We start from the raw sequence: 14369 nt of genomic DNA, 5'->3' as shown, positions 1-14369 counted from the left end.
CGTAAGCGAAAGTCAACGGACAGTGCAAGCTGGGGATTGGAACCACAGGGCACAGGCTATAGTGCATATTTAAATGATAGAATTTTTTTATAGTAGAAAAGATGACGACAGTGCAGTTATTTGTTGAGGAATTGAATAAGAAAGTGTTATGATATGTGAGGAATATTTAAGACTTGGTACTAAATTGAGGGGTGAGAGTTTGAAGCTAAAGAAAGACGAACGCAGAATAGCAATTCGAAATGCAATTGAAGCCAACCCCTTTATTACAGATAATGAACTTTGTGAAAAGTTTGATGTTAGTATTCAGACGATTCGCTTAGACCGTACGCATTTAAATATTCCAGAGTTGCGCAAGAGAATTAAACTTGTGGCTGAACAGAATTATGGACAAATTAAGTCTATTGAAGCCAATGAAATTATTGGAGATTTAATTCAAGTAGAGCCAGATGTAAAAGCACAGTCTCTCATAGAAATTACTGAAGACTACGTTTTTGCAAAAACACAAATCGCAAGGGGACATATTCTCTTTGCTCAGTCAAACTCTCTATGCGTAGCACTTATACATAATCCAACAGTATTGACTCAAGAAAGTCAGGTTGAATTTGTCGAAAAAGTAAAATTAAATGATACGGTAAGAGCAGAAGCTCAAGTAATAAATAAAACAAGTAAACATTATTTAATAGAAGTAAATTCATTTGTTAAAGACAAGTTAGTTTTTAAAGGGAAATTTAAAATGTTCTATATAAGTGAGGATGAATTCAATGGTTAAAATTGCAGTTGATATGATGGGCGGAGATGACGCGCCAGGTATCGTACTCGATGCAGTTAAAAAAGCTGTAGAAGACTTTAAAGATTTAGAGATTATTCTTTTCGGTGATAAAGAACAATATAATTTAAATCATGATCGTATTGATTTCAGACATTGTTCTGAAAAAATTGAAATGGAAGATGAGCCAGTTCGTGCGATTAAACGTAAGAAAGATAGTTCGATGGTTAAAATGGCAGAAGCAGTCAAATCTGGTGAAGCGGATGGTTGTGTTTCTGCGGGTAATACTGGCGCATTAATGTCAGCAGGACTATTTATTGTTGGTCGTATTAAAGGCGTAGCGAGACCAGCACTTGTTGTTACATTACCTACTACAGACGGTAAAGGGTTCGTCTTCTTAGATGTAGGAGCCAATGCTGACGCTAAAGCTGAACATTTATTACAATACGCACAATTAGGTAATATTTATGCTCAGAAGATTCGCGGTATTAACAATCCATCAGTCTCACTTCTTAACATTGGGACTGAAGCTGCGAAAGGTAATTCATTGACGAAAAAAGCCTATGAACTATTCGAAAAAAATAATTCTTTCAACTTCCAAGGTAATATAGAAGCAAAAACATTGATGGATGGTAATACAGATGTCGTTGTTACTGATGGCTATACTGGAAACATGGTGTTGAAAAACCTAGAAGGTACCGCGAAATCTATAGGTAAAATGTTAAAAGAAACGATTATGGGCAGTTTAAAAAATAAATTAGCAGGCGCTGTTCTTAAAAAAGATTTAGAAACATTCGCTAAGAAAATGGATTACTCTGAATATGGTGGTTCAGTGCTATTAGGTTTAGATGGTACTGTTGTCAAAGCGCATGGTAGTTCTAATGCTAAAGCATTTTATTCAGCGATTAGACAAGCTAAAATTGCTGGTGAAGAAAATATAGTACAAACAATGAGGGAAACGGTAGGTGGAAAAAGTGAGTAAAACAGCAATTATTTTTCCAGGACAAGGTGCTCAAAAAGTTGGAATGGCGAGCGACTTATATAATGAAGAAACACGTTCGACTGAAATTTTAAATCAAGCACAAGCGTCACTAGACTTCGATTTACTTGAAACAATGTTCACTGATGAAGAAGGTAAATTAGGTGAAACTGAAAATACTCAACCAGCGTTACTCACTCATAGTGTAGCGTTATTAACAGCTTTAAAAGATTTAAATGCTGATTATACTTTGGGGCATAGTTTAGGAGAGTATTCAAGTTTAGTAGCAAGTGGTGTGCTTTCATTTGAAGATGCAGTGAAAATTGTACGTAAACGTGGTCAATTAATGGCACAAGCGTTTCCAAATGGTGTAGGTAGTATGGCTGCTGTGTTAGGTTTAGATTATGAAGAAGTAGATAAGATTTGTAAGGATTTATCAAATGAGGATGAATTAATTGAACCAGCTAATATTAATTCACCAGGACAAATTGTGGTCTCAGGTCACAAAACACTCATTGATAAGTTAGTTGAAGAAGGAAAATCTTTAGGGGCTAAACGTGTACTTCCTTTAGCCGTTTCTGGTCCATTTCATTCATCAATGATGAGCGTGATTGAAGAAGACTTTGCTTCTTATATCAATCAGTTTAGTTGGAATGATGCTCAGTTTCCTGTTGTGCAGAATTATAATGCACAAGGTGAAACAGATGCAGAAGTAATTAAACATAATATGGTTAAGCAATTATATTCTCCTGTTCAATTTATTAAATCTACTGAGTGGCTCATTGAACAAGGCGTAGATCACTTTATTGAAATTGGTCCAGGAAAGGTACTTTCAGGATTAATCAAGAAAATTAATAGAGACGTTAAAATTACTTCAATTCAAACACTTGAAGATGTGAAAGGATGGAATGAAAATGAGTAAAAGTGCTTTAGTAACAGGTGCTTCACGTGGTATCGGACGTAGTATTGCATTACAATTAGCTGAAGAAGGATACAACGTTGCTGTCAATTATGCAGGTAGTAAAGACAAAGCAGAAGCTGTGGTTGAAGAAATTAAAGCTAAAGGTGTAGACAGCTTTGCCATCCAAGCTAACGTTGCAAACGGCGATGAAGTTAAGGCGATGATTAAAGAGGTCGTAAGTCAATTTGGTTCTGTTGATGTGTTAGTTAATAACGCTGGTATTACAAGAGATAATCTCTTAATGCGTATGAAAGAACAAGAATGGGACGACGTGATTGATACAAACTTGAAAGGTGTATTCAATTGCATTCAAAAAGTCACACCTCAAATGTTACGTCAACGTGGTGGCTCAATTATTAACTTATCAAGTGTTGTTGGCGCAGTAGGAAACCCTGGTCAAGCAAACTACGTAGCTACTAAAGCAGGTGTTGTTGGTTTAACTAAATCAGCTGCTCGAGAACTTGCGTCACGTGGTATAACTGTTAATGCCGTAGCGCCTGGATTTATTGTTTCTGATATGACAGATGCGCTTAGTGATGAGCTTAAAGATCAAATGTTAGAACAAATTCCTTTGGCACGTTTCGGTGAAGATACTGATATTGCGAATACTGTCGCATTCTTAGCTTCAGATAAAGCGAAATATATTACGGGTCAAACTATTCACGTTAATGGCGGAATGTATATGTAAAGCACTACTTTGTTTTCTATAGAAAACAATTTGTAGTGCTTGTACAATAGGCTTTTCCTATTGTAATCCTATTAACAAGGAACACAATGGTTGTACCATTGCGTAAGTATCACTAATCATTGAAATGAAAGTGATACTTTATAAGCACTAAAGTGCAATAAAAAGGAACGCCTGAGCTAAAGCTCATGCATAAGAAACACTAAGCACTAAAGTGCTAAGTGTTTCTAAAAATTGTACTTGTATTTTAGAATCTAAAATGGGAAAATATAGTAGTCTATGGATAGACGCTTTTAAAGGAGGTGAATCGACGTGGAAAACTTCGATAAAGTAAAAGACATCATCGTTGACCGTTTAGGTGTAGATGCTGATAAAGTAACTGAAGATGCATCTTTCAAAGATGATTTAGGCGCTGACTCACTTGATATCGCTGAATTAGTAATGGAATTAGAAGACGAATTTGGTACTGAAATTCCTGATGAAGAAGCTGAAAAAATCAACACTGTTGGTGATGCTGTTAAGTACATCAATAGCTTGGAAAAATAATAAAACTTACATCTGAGTCGTCACTCACGTCGGCTCAGATTTTTTCTTTAGTTTTATTTTATTTTCACGTAAAATTAAGGTATATTGAAATTTAATTTTTGGACAAGGAGGTTAGACAGTGGCTAACCAGAAAAAGATAGACATGGTCAAAGATTTCCAACAAACATTTACTAATAAAATGAATGAGTGGGGTTTCAGTTTTAATAATATCGATTTGTATCAACAAGCGTTCTCACACTCGAGCTTTATTAATGATTTTAATATGAATAGATTAGATCATAATGAACGTTTAGAATTTTTAGGTGATGCGGTATTAGAATTGACGGTTTCACGCTATTTGTTTGATAAGCATCCTCATTTGCCAGAAGGTAATCTGACAAAGATGCGTGCAACAATTGTTTGTGAGCCCTCACTTGTAATATTTGCGAATAAAATTGATTTGAATGAGCTCATTTTATTAGGTAAAGGTGAAGAGAAAACAGGTGGTAGAACAAGACCTTCACTCATTTCAGATGCTTTCGAAGCATTTGTAGGTGCTTTATATTTAGATCAAGGTTTAGAGACTGTATGGGCATTTGCTGAGAAAGTCATTTTCCCATATGTCGAAGATAATGAATTAGTTGGTGTAGTGGACTTTAAAACACAATTTCAAGAGTTTGTGCACCGTCAGAATAAAGGCGATGTAACCTATCGTTTAATTAAAGAAGAAGGTCCGGCGCATCATAGATTATTTACGTCAGAAGTTATTTTGGAAAATAAAGCAGTTGCAGAAGGTAAAGGAAAGACGAAGAAAGAATCCGAACAGAAGGCAGCAGAACAAGCATATAAGTCAATGAAAAAGAATGAGAAGCTGAGACATCATTAATTATCTCAACTTCCGTTTAATAAATAATAAGTGGAAAGAAGAAGAGATGACGTGTGTCGTGCTGATAAACTCAACAGGAACGGGATAAGGAGAATAAGATGGTTTATTTGAAATCGATAGATGCCATAGGATTTAAGTCTTTTGCCGACCATACGAATGTCCAATTTGATAAGGGCGTCACAGCTATTGTTGGACCTAATGGTAGTGGTAAAAGTAATATTACTGATGCAATTAAATGGGTACTAGGTGAACAATCTGCGAAATCATTACGTGGCGCTAAGATGGAAGATATTATATTTTCTGGTGCAGAACATAGAAAAGCTCAAAATTATGCTGAAGTAAAATTAAAATTAGATAACCAATCTAAGAAATTGCAGATTGATTCAGATGAGTTAGTGGTTACGCGTCGTTTATATAGAAGTGGCGAAAGTGAGTACTATTTGAATAACGACCGTGCTCGTTTGAAAGATATTATTGAAATATTTTTAGATTCAGGTTTAGGAAAAGAAGCGTTTAGTATTATTTCTCAAGGCAGAGTAGACGAAATATTAAATGCGAAACCGATTGACCGTCGTCAAATTATTGAAGAATCAGCAGGGGTTTTAAAATATAAAAAACGTAAAGCTGAATCAATCAATAAATTGGATCACACAGAGGACAATTTAACTCGTGTAGAAGATATTTTATATGATTTGGAAGGTCGTGTAGAACCATTAAAAGAAGAAGCTGCCATTGCAAAAGAGTATCAACAACTTTCTAAACAAATGGAACAAAGCGATGTTATTGTCACAGTTCACGACATTGATCAATATAATGAAGATAATCGCCAATTAGACAATCGTTTGAACGAGTTAAAGAGTCAACAAGCGGATAAAGAGGCGCAACAAGCGCAAATTAACCAGTTATTGCAAAAGTTTAAAGGCGAACGTCAACAGATTGACCATGATATTGAAAAGTTAAACTATGAGTTGGTTAAGACAACTGAAACATATGAACAACTTGCTGGTAAGTTGAACGTATTAGAAGAACGTAAAAAGAACCAATCAGAAACGAATGCAAGATATGAAGAAGAACTAGAGAATTTAAATGAACAAATCAAATCTATTGATGAAGAAAAACGTCAAAATGAAGAGATACTTAATGAGTTAAAGGATAAACAAAAGCAATTAAATAAAGAAGTACAAGATTTAGAGTCACTCCTTTATGTTTCTGATGAACAACATGATGAAAAGCTAGAAGAAATTAAAAATAATTATTATACATTAATGTCTGAGCAATCTGACGTTAATAATGATATTCGTTTCTTGGAACATACGATAAATGAGAATGAAGCGAAGAAATCTCGATTAGATTCAAGATTAGTTGAAGCATTTAATCAGTTAAAAGAAATTCAGAATAATATCACTGAAACTGAAAAGAATTACAAAGCGTCTAAAAAAGAGATGTCTGAAGCTGAACAACAAATCAATCGTCTAGAAAAAGAATTAACAGCTTCTAAAAAGCTTCAATCAGAATATGAAGATAAACTTTATCAGGCGTATCGTTATAATGAAAAATTAAAATCTAGAATTGATAGTTTAGCTACTCAAGAAGAAGATTATACGTATTTCTTTAACGGTGTTAAACATATTTTAAAAGCAAAAAATAATGAATTAAATGGTATTCATGGTGCGGTAGCAGAGGTTATCGACGTGCCATCGCAAATGACACAAGCAATTGAAACAGCTTTAGGCGCCTCTCTCCAACACGTGATTGTGGATAGTGAAAAAGATGGCCGACAAGCCATCCAATACTTAAAACAACGTGGATTAGGTAGAGCAACATTTTTACCATTGAATGTTATCAAACCACGTCAAATTGCTTCAGATATTAAAGATATTGCTCGTAATACAGATGGTTTCATCAATATTGCTTCAGATGCTGTGAAGGTTTCATCTAAATACCAAAGTATCGTTGAAAATTTATTAGGAAATACTATTATTGTGGATGATTTGAAACATGCAAATGATTTAGCTAGAGCGATTCGCTATCGAACTCGAATTGTTACGTTAGAAGGAGATGTCGTGAATCCAGGAGGATCAATGACAGGTGGTGGCGCTCGTAAAACGAAGAGTATTCTCTCACAAAAAGATGAATTATCGACAATGCGTCATCAACTTGAAGCGTATCAACGACAAACTGCCGAATTTGAACGTCATTTTAAAGAGCAAAAAGACAAAGCCGAAAAATTAAGTGAACAATATTTCGATGCGAGTCAACAATATAATACATTAAAAGAAAAAGTGCACCATCATGAACTTGAGTTAGATCGATTAAGAACGCAAGAAACGCACCTTAAAAATGAACATGAAGAGTTTGAATTCGAGAAAAATGATGGTTACCAAAGTGATAAGAGTAAAGAAACGTTAACGCAAAAACAAACTCGACTTTCAGAGATACAACAGCAATTGACTGAATTGGAAAGTGACATTGAGCGTTACACTCAATTATCTAAAGAAGGAAAAGAATCAACGACTCAAACTCAACAACAACTCCATCAAAAGCAATCTGATTTAGCAGTAGTCAAAGAAAGAATCAAATCGCAAAAACAAGCAATTGAGCGCTTAGATAAACAATACGAATCAACACAACAGCAAATAAAAGATGTTCAAGAGAAAATCAGACTATTCAATTCGGATGAAATGATGGGTGAACAAGCCTTTGAGAACTTGAAATCTCAAATTCAAGAACAAGAAGAAGAACGAGATCGTCTTAACCATCAACTTACAGACATTAAACAACAACGTATCGAACTGAATGAGACAATTGAGCGTAATGAAAGTCAACTTCAAGAATGTCACCAAGATATTCTATCAATTGAAAATCATTACCAAGATATTAAAGCGAAACAATCGAAGTTAGATGTACTTATTAACCATGCAATTGACCATCTCAACGACGTTTATCAACTTACAGTAGAAAGAGCACGCACTTTATATGAATCTGACGAACCGATTGAGAGTCTGCGTAAAAAAGTGAAATTGACTAAAATGTCGATTGATGAATTAGGACCAGTCAATTTAAATGCGATTGAACAATTTGAGGAATTAAATGAACGATATACGTTCCTAAATGAGCAACGCACTGATTTAAGAGAAGCGAAAGAAACATTAGAGCAAATTATAAACGAAATGGATAGAGAAGTAGAAGGACGGTTCAAAGAAACATTCCATGCAGTTCAGTCGCACTTCACAACCGTATTTAAGCAGTTGTTTGGTGGAGGTCAAGCCGAGTTACGTTTGACTGAAGATGATTACTTAGCTGCTGGAGTGGATATCATTGTTCAACCTCCAGGTAAGAAGCTTCAACACCTTTCTCTATTAAGTGGTGGGGAACGCGCCTTAAGTGCTATAGCATTATTATTTGCAATTCTAAAGGTTCGTTCTGCTCCATTTGTTATACTAGATGAGGTAGAAGCTGCGCTTGATGAGGCAAATGTTATTCGCTATGCACAATACTTAAATGAATTATCAGAGCAGACACAATTTATAGTAATTACGCATCGCAAAGGAACGATGGAATTTTCAGATCGTTTATATGGTGTGACAATGCAAGAATCAGGTGTGTCTAAACTGGTTAGCGTTAACCTAAATACTATAGATGAGGTTATGAAGGAGGAACAAGCATGAGCTTTTTTAAACGCTTAAAGGATAAATTTTCTGGTAAAAGTGAAGACGATATTCAAAAAGAGTTAACCGAAGATGTGGAATCAGACGCATCTAGTGACTCTGATACATCCACTGAGTCAGACGACTCGAATTTGAATGAAACAGCTGAAGATTCTAAACCTAAGAAAAAGCCGAAAAAATTGAGTGAAGCAGATTTCGATGAAGATGGTTTAATATCTATCGAAGACTTTGAAGAAATAGAAGCACAGAAAATTGGTGCTAAATTCAAAGCTGGTTTAGAAAAATCTCGACAAAATTTCCAAGAACAATTAAACAATTTAATTGCGCGTTACAGAAAGGTCGATGAAGATTTCTTCGAAGCACTAGAGGAAATGTTAATTACTGCAGATGTTGGATTTAATACTGTAATGAAATTAACAGATGAATTACGTACTGAAGCTCAAAGACGTAATATTCAAGAAACTGAAGACTTACGTGAAGTTATTGTTGAAAAAATCGTAGAAATTTATCATCAAGAAGATGATCATTCTGAAGCGATGAATATTGAAGATGGCAGATTAAACGTTATCTTAATGGTGGGCGTCAATGGTGTAGGTAAAACAACGACGATTGGTAAATTAGCATATCGTTACCAACAAGAAGGTAAGAAAGTTATGTTGGCTGCTGGTGATACATTTAGAGCTGGTGCAATTCAACAGTTACAAGTTTGGGGAGAACGTGTAGGCGTAGAAGTTGTGAGTCAAAGCGAAGGTTCTGACCCTGCTGCTGTCGTTTATGACGCTATTAATGCTGCGAAGAATAAAGGTGTAGACATCTTAATTTGTGATACTGCTGGCCGTTTACAAAATAAATCTAACTTAATGCAAGAGTTAGATAAAATGAAACGTGTGATTAGCAGAGCGATTCCGGATGCACCTCACGAAGCATTATTATGCTTAGATGCGACTACTGGACAAAACGCATTATCACAAGCCCGCTCATTTAAAGAAGTTACAAATGTATCGGGTATTGTATTAACTAAACTAGATGGTACTGCTAAAGGTGGTATCGTTCTTGCCATTCGAAACGAATTACACATTCCTGTTAAATACGTTGGTTTAGGTGAAAAATTAGATGACTTACAACCATTTAATCCTGAAAGTTACGTTTATGGCTTATTTGCCGATATGATTGAACAAAATGAAGATATTCCTGATGAATTAGTGGAATCATCTAACGAAACTGAAGAAGGTACACAAGATGGGCCAAAATGATTTAGTTAAAACACTTAGAATGAATTATTTGTTTGATTTTTATCAATCATTATTAACTCAAAAGCAAAGAAATTACTTAGAATTATTCTATTTACAAGATTATTCATTAAGTGAAATTGCTGATACATTTGAAGTGAGTAGACAGGCAGTTTATGATAATATAAGAAGAACTGGCGATTTAGTAGAAGACTATGAATCTAAATTAGGCTTATATCGACGATTTGAAAAACGTCAAGAAATTTATAACTTAATGAAACAATCGCTTAATCAACCTGATTTGCTTAAACAATATATTAAACAATTAGAAGAGTTAGAGTAGTCATTATTTTTCAAAAAGGAGGGCAATAGTTATGGCATTTGAAGGATTATCCGAACGCTTGCAATCCACGATGCAAAAGATGCGTGGTAAAGGGAAAGTCACTGAAGCGGATATCAAAACAATGATGCGAGAAGTAAGACTTGCATTATTAGAAGCCGATGTTAACTTCAAAGTAGTTAAAGAGTTTGTGAAAACAGTGTCAGATCGTGCATTAGGTTCTGATGTAATGCAATCTTTAACTCCTGGCCAGCAAGTCATCAAAATTGTACAAGAAGAACTTACAAGTTTGATGGGTGGCGAAAATACATCAATCAAAATGGCTAATAAACCGCCAACTGTTGTAATGATGGTTGGTTTACAAGGTGCAGGTAAAACAACAACTGCAGGTAAATTAGCTTTATTAATGCGTAAAAAATATAACAAAAAGCCGATGTTAGTTGCAGGAGATATTTATCGTCCAGCAGCGATTGATCAGTTACAAACAGTTGGTAAACAAATAGACATACCTGTGTATAGTGAAGGTGACCAAGTACCACCTCAACAAATTGTTGAAAATGCATTAAAACATGCTAAAGAAGAACATTTAGATTTTGTTATTATCGATACTGCTGGTCGTCTACACATTGATGAAGCGTTGATGAACGAATTACAAGAGGTTAAAGAAATCTCTAAACCTGATGAAATCATGTTAGTTGTTGACGCGATGACTGGTCAGGATGCTGTGAACGTTGCGCAATCATTCGATGATCAATTAGATGTATCAGGCGTGACACTAACTAAACTCGATGGTGATACACGTGGTGGTGCAGCATTATCTATTCGTTCTGTAACTCAGAAACCGATTAAATTTGTTGGTATGAGTGAGAAATTGGATGGCCTTGAGTTATTCCATCCTGAACGTATGGCTTCTCGTATCCTTGGTATGGGTGACGTTTTAAGCTTAATTGAAAAGGCTCAACAAGACGTAGACCAAGAAAAAGCTAAAGATTTAGAGAAGAAAATGCGTGACTCTTCATTCACATTGGATGATTTCTTAGAGCAATTAGACCAAGTTAAAAATTTAGGTCCATTAGATGATATTATGAAAATGATTCCTGGAATGAACAAAATGAAAGGATTGGATAAGCTAAATATGAGTGATAAACAAATCGATCATATTAAAGCTATCATTCAATCAATGACACCGAAAGAACGTTCAAATCCTGAAACATTAAATGTTTCTCGTAAGAAACGTATTGCTAAAGGTTCAGGTCGTTCATTACAAGAAGTGAATCGTTTAATGAAACAATTTAATGATATGAAGAAAATGATGAAACAATTTACTGGTGGCGGTAAAGGTAAGAAAGCCAAACGCAACCAAATGCAAAATATGCTTAAAGGTATGAACTTACCATTTTAATATTATTTGATAAAGCATCGAACGGCTGTAGTGGTTGTTCGATGCTTTGTTTTGGTGTTGAATGCTTGAGCTAAAGCTCATGCGTAAGTCCCACTAACTTAATAAATTTTTAGAGGTTCGCCTGAGCTAAGGCTCAAAAGCGCAGTGATTGATTGGGCTTAAAAATTTTAAGGCCCTAATCAATTGTGCGGGGGCGAGAAGACGAATTCGTTATAAATTCTGTCTCGCTCCCATAACCAAATGTAAGGTTTATTTCATAAATCTATAAGAGAAACGCCTGAGCTAAAGCTCATGCATAACCAAATCTACGATTTATTTCATAAATCTATCAGAGGAACACCTGAACTAAAGTTCATGCGTAAGTCTCACTAACTAAATAAATTTAGAAGTGGGGCTTTAGGTAAAGAAAAAAGTCTTTACAAACATTTGTGTAACTGTTATTATTTATTCTTGTAGAAAATAAAATGATAAAACATAAAGGAGAGTAATTTAAATGGCAGTTAAAATTCGTTTAACACGTTTAGGTTCTAAAAGAAACCCATTCTATCGTATCGTAGTTGCAGATGCACGTTCACCACGTGATGGTCGTATCATCGAGCAATTAGGTACTTATAATCCAGCACACGTTAATGCACCAGAAGTTAAAATCGATGAAGAGTTAGCTTTAAAATGGTTACATGACGGTGCTAAACCAACTGATACAGTTCATAATATCTTATCAAGAGAAGGTATTTTGAAAAAATTCGATGAACAAAAAAATGCTAAATAATTAGCTTATGTTTGTGGACGCCAATGATGGCGTCCTTTTTTAATAAATCAACACTAACATGTTAGAATATATTTGATTCATTTTCGAAAAAAACAAGAGATACATCGACTAGGAGGGGCGTTAGATGGAAGTAGAAGTAGGTCAAATCGTAAATACACATGGTATTAAAGGCGAAGTTAAAGTAAAATCAAACTCAGATTTCACTGAAACACGATTTCAACCTGGCGAAAATTTAATTGTTAAACACAATAATAACGATATCCAATATACTATAGCTTCTTACCGTATACATAAGGGATTTCATATGTTGAAGTTTGAAGGAATTAATAATATTAACGACATTGAACATCTAAAAGGGGATTATTTGTATCAAGAACGTGACCATGAGGATATCGAATTAGATGAACATGAATATTACTATTCTGATATTATCGGTTGCACAGTTTTTGATGATAACAACACGCCAATTGGACGAGTAATTAATATTTTCGAAACAGGCGCAAATGATGTGTGGGTCGTTAAAGGTGATAAAGAATATCTCATTCCTTATATTGAAGATGTTGTAAAAGACATTGATGTGGAAGGGAAATCAATTAGAATTACGCCTATGGAAGGATTGCTAGATTAATGAAAATCGATTATTTAACGTTGTTTCCAGAGATGTTTGAGGGCGTTTTAAACCATTCAATTTTAAAGCGAGCTCAAGATAAAGAGATTATTGACGTAAATACTATTAATTTTCGAGATTATTCAGTTAACAAACATAATCAGGTTGATGACTATCCATTTGGTGGAGGTCAAGGAATGGTGTTAAAACCTGAACCAGTTTTTAATGCTATGGAAGATTTGAAAAGAGACGAAAATACACGTGTGATATTGATGTGTCCTCAAGGTCGGCCTTTCACTCAAGAGATCGCGCAGGAGTTGAGTGAAGCCCAACATATTGTATTTATTTGTGGTCATTATGAAGGGTACGATGAACGTATCAGAGAGCATCTTGTTACTGATGAAATTTCTATGGGAGATTATGTGCTTACAGGTGGAGAATTGCCTGCAATGACTATGACTGATGCGATTGTTCGTCTTATTCCAGGGGTTTTAGGTAATGAAGCTTCTCATCAAGATGATTCATTTTCAGATGGATTATTAGAATTTCCACAATATACAAGACCACGAGAATATAAAGAAATGAAAGTGCCGGATGTCTTATTATCCGGAAATCATGCACATATTGAGGAGTGGCGACATAAACAGAAATTAATTCGTACTTATGAGAAACGTCCAGATTTATTAGAAAAATATGAGCTTACTGATAATGATAAAGAAATTTTAGAAACATATAAAAAGCAATTGAAAAACAATTAGCGTTATGCTAACATAATTTAAGTGTGAAAAAACACTAAAATCACTATGATCCGCTGCTATACATTTGTCTAGGCAAGAACATAGGTTGAAGGAGAGAATTTATAATGAGTAATCATAAGTTAATCGAAGCAGTAACTAAATCACAATTACGTACTGACTTACCTACTTTCCGTTCTGGTGACACTTTACGTGTACACGTTCGTATCGTAGAGGGTTCACGTGAACGTATCCAAGTCTTCGAAGGTGTTGTAATTAAACGCCGTGGTGGAGGAATTTCTGAAACTTTCACAGTTCGTAAAATTTCTTCAGGTGTAGGTGTGGAAAGAACATTCCCATTACACACTCCAAAAATCGAAAAAATCGAAGTTAAACGTCGCGGTAAAGTACGTCGTGCTAAATTATACTACTTACGTAGTTTACGTGGTAAAGCTGCTAGAATCCAAGAAATTCGTTAATCAGCAAACTCGATATTTTCAACACAAGTTATCTGTAACTTGTAATAAAGATAAAGCTTTCAAACATCTTAATCAAAGGTGTTTGAAAGCTTTTTTGTTTCGTTTGAATGTTAATTGCTGGCAAAGTCTTATAAATAAAACACAACATCGACTTTAAGAATGATACACATCCTAAAAGTTGGACTGAAAATCTAACATTAGGGGGACGTTTTTATAGGTAAATATTATAAATTTAAAATCAAGTTAAAAATAGTTAAAGTCTATTTAAACGAAGGATAAAGAATATCATATTTATACAAAATAAGAGGTTGGGACATAATTAATTGTCTCAGCTTTCTT

14 protein-coding genes are annotated in these 14369 nt (G+C 34.7%); all 14 read left to right on the top strand.

Annotation, left to right across the window (positions count from 1 at the left end; all coding sequences use genetic code 11):
• Positions 1-199 precede the first annotated feature (199 nt).
• The 14 genes from fapR to rplS all read left to right on the top strand — a co-directional run bounded on the left by fapR (position 200) and on the right by rplS (position 14030).
• Positions 200-769 (top strand): transcription factor FapR, encoded by a 570-nt coding sequence (gene fapR / locus HMPREF3264_RS07460; RefSeq protein ID WP_070872756.1) that lies wholly within the window; start codon positions 200-202, stop codon positions 767-769.
• Complete coding sequence (gene plsX, locus HMPREF3264_RS07455) at positions 762-1748, top strand: phosphate acyltransferase PlsX (RefSeq protein ID WP_037541395.1); 987 nt, start codon at positions 762-764, stop codon at positions 1746-1748. The genes fapR and plsX overlap by 8 nt, the downstream gene beginning before the upstream one ends.
• Positions 1741-2667 carry an ACP S-malonyltransferase gene (gene fabD / locus HMPREF3264_RS07450; RefSeq protein ID WP_070872754.1) on the top strand — a complete coding sequence of 309 codons (927 nt, stop codon included), beginning with the start codon at positions 1741-1743 and terminating at the stop codon, positions 2665-2667. The genes plsX and fabD overlap by 8 nt, the downstream gene beginning before the upstream one ends.
• On the top strand, positions 2660-3394 hold the full coding sequence (fabG, locus tag HMPREF3264_RS07445) for a 3-oxoacyl-[acyl-carrier-protein] reductase (protein WP_037541397.1): 735 nt from the start codon (positions 2660-2662) through the stop codon (positions 3392-3394). The genes fabD and fabG overlap by 8 nt, the downstream gene beginning before the upstream one ends.
• A 309-nt stretch (positions 3395-3703) precedes the next feature.
• Positions 3704-3937: an acyl carrier protein gene (locus HMPREF3264_RS07440; RefSeq protein WP_001830184.1), complete on the top strand. Its 234-nt coding sequence runs from the start codon at positions 3704-3706 to the stop codon at positions 3935-3937.
• A gap of 118 nt (positions 3938-4055) precedes the next feature.
• Positions 4056-4802 (top strand): ribonuclease III, encoded by a 747-nt coding sequence (gene rnc / locus HMPREF3264_RS07435; RefSeq protein ID WP_002442511.1) that lies wholly within the window; start codon positions 4056-4058, stop codon positions 4800-4802.
• A gap of 98 nt (positions 4803-4900) precedes the next feature.
• Positions 4901-8470 (top strand): chromosome segregation protein SMC, encoded by a 3570-nt coding sequence (gene smc, locus HMPREF3264_RS07430; RefSeq protein ID WP_070872752.1) that lies wholly within the window; start codon positions 4901-4903, stop codon positions 8468-8470.
• Positions 8467-9723 carry a signal recognition particle-docking protein FtsY gene (gene ftsY / locus HMPREF3264_RS07425; RefSeq protein WP_070872750.1) on the top strand — a complete coding sequence of 419 codons (1257 nt, stop codon included), beginning with the start codon at positions 8467-8469 and terminating at the stop codon, positions 9721-9723. Before smc ends, ftsY begins: the two co-directional genes overlap by 4 nt.
• Positions 9710-10042, top strand: a complete 333-nt coding sequence (locus HMPREF3264_RS07420; RefSeq protein WP_002442519.1) for a putative DNA-binding protein — start codon at positions 9710-9712, stop codon at positions 10040-10042. The genes ftsY and HMPREF3264_RS07420 overlap by 14 nt, the downstream gene beginning before the upstream one ends.
• A gap of 31 nt (positions 10043-10073) precedes the next feature.
• Complete coding sequence (gene ffh, locus HMPREF3264_RS07415) at positions 10074-11441, top strand: signal recognition particle protein (RefSeq protein ID WP_002442522.1); 1368 nt, start codon at positions 10074-10076, stop codon at positions 11439-11441.
• A 493-nt stretch (positions 11442-11934) separates the two neighbouring features.
• Entirely contained in the window at positions 11935-12210 is a 276-nt protein-coding gene (gene rpsP / locus HMPREF3264_RS07410) for a 30S ribosomal protein S16 (RefSeq protein ID WP_002439483.1), read from the top strand.
• Positions 12211-12334: 124 nt separating this feature from the next.
• A complete protein-coding gene (gene rimM / locus HMPREF3264_RS07405; protein ID WP_070831641.1) occupies positions 12335-12838 on the top strand; it encodes a ribosome maturation factor RimM in 504 nt (167 codons plus the stop codon).
• A complete protein-coding gene (trmD, locus tag HMPREF3264_RS07400) occupies positions 12838-13575 on the top strand; it encodes a tRNA (guanosine(37)-N1)-methyltransferase TrmD (RefSeq protein WP_070872748.1) in 738 nt (245 codons plus the stop codon). The genes rimM and trmD overlap by 1 nt, the downstream gene beginning before the upstream one ends.
• Positions 13576-13679: 104 nt before the next feature.
• Positions 13680-14030, top strand: coding sequence for a 50S ribosomal protein L19 (rplS, locus tag HMPREF3264_RS07395; protein ID WP_002436293.1), 351 nt, complete (start codon positions 13680-13682; stop codon positions 14028-14030).
• Positions 14031-14369 lie beyond the last annotated feature (339 nt).

The sequence above is a fragment of the Staphylococcus sp. HMSC62A08 genome (assembly GCF_001839105.1).
Taxonomy (GTDB): Bacteria; Bacillota; Bacilli; order Staphylococcales; family Staphylococcaceae; genus Staphylococcus; species Staphylococcus caprae.
This window is presented reverse-complemented; position numbering and strand designations above follow the sequence as displayed.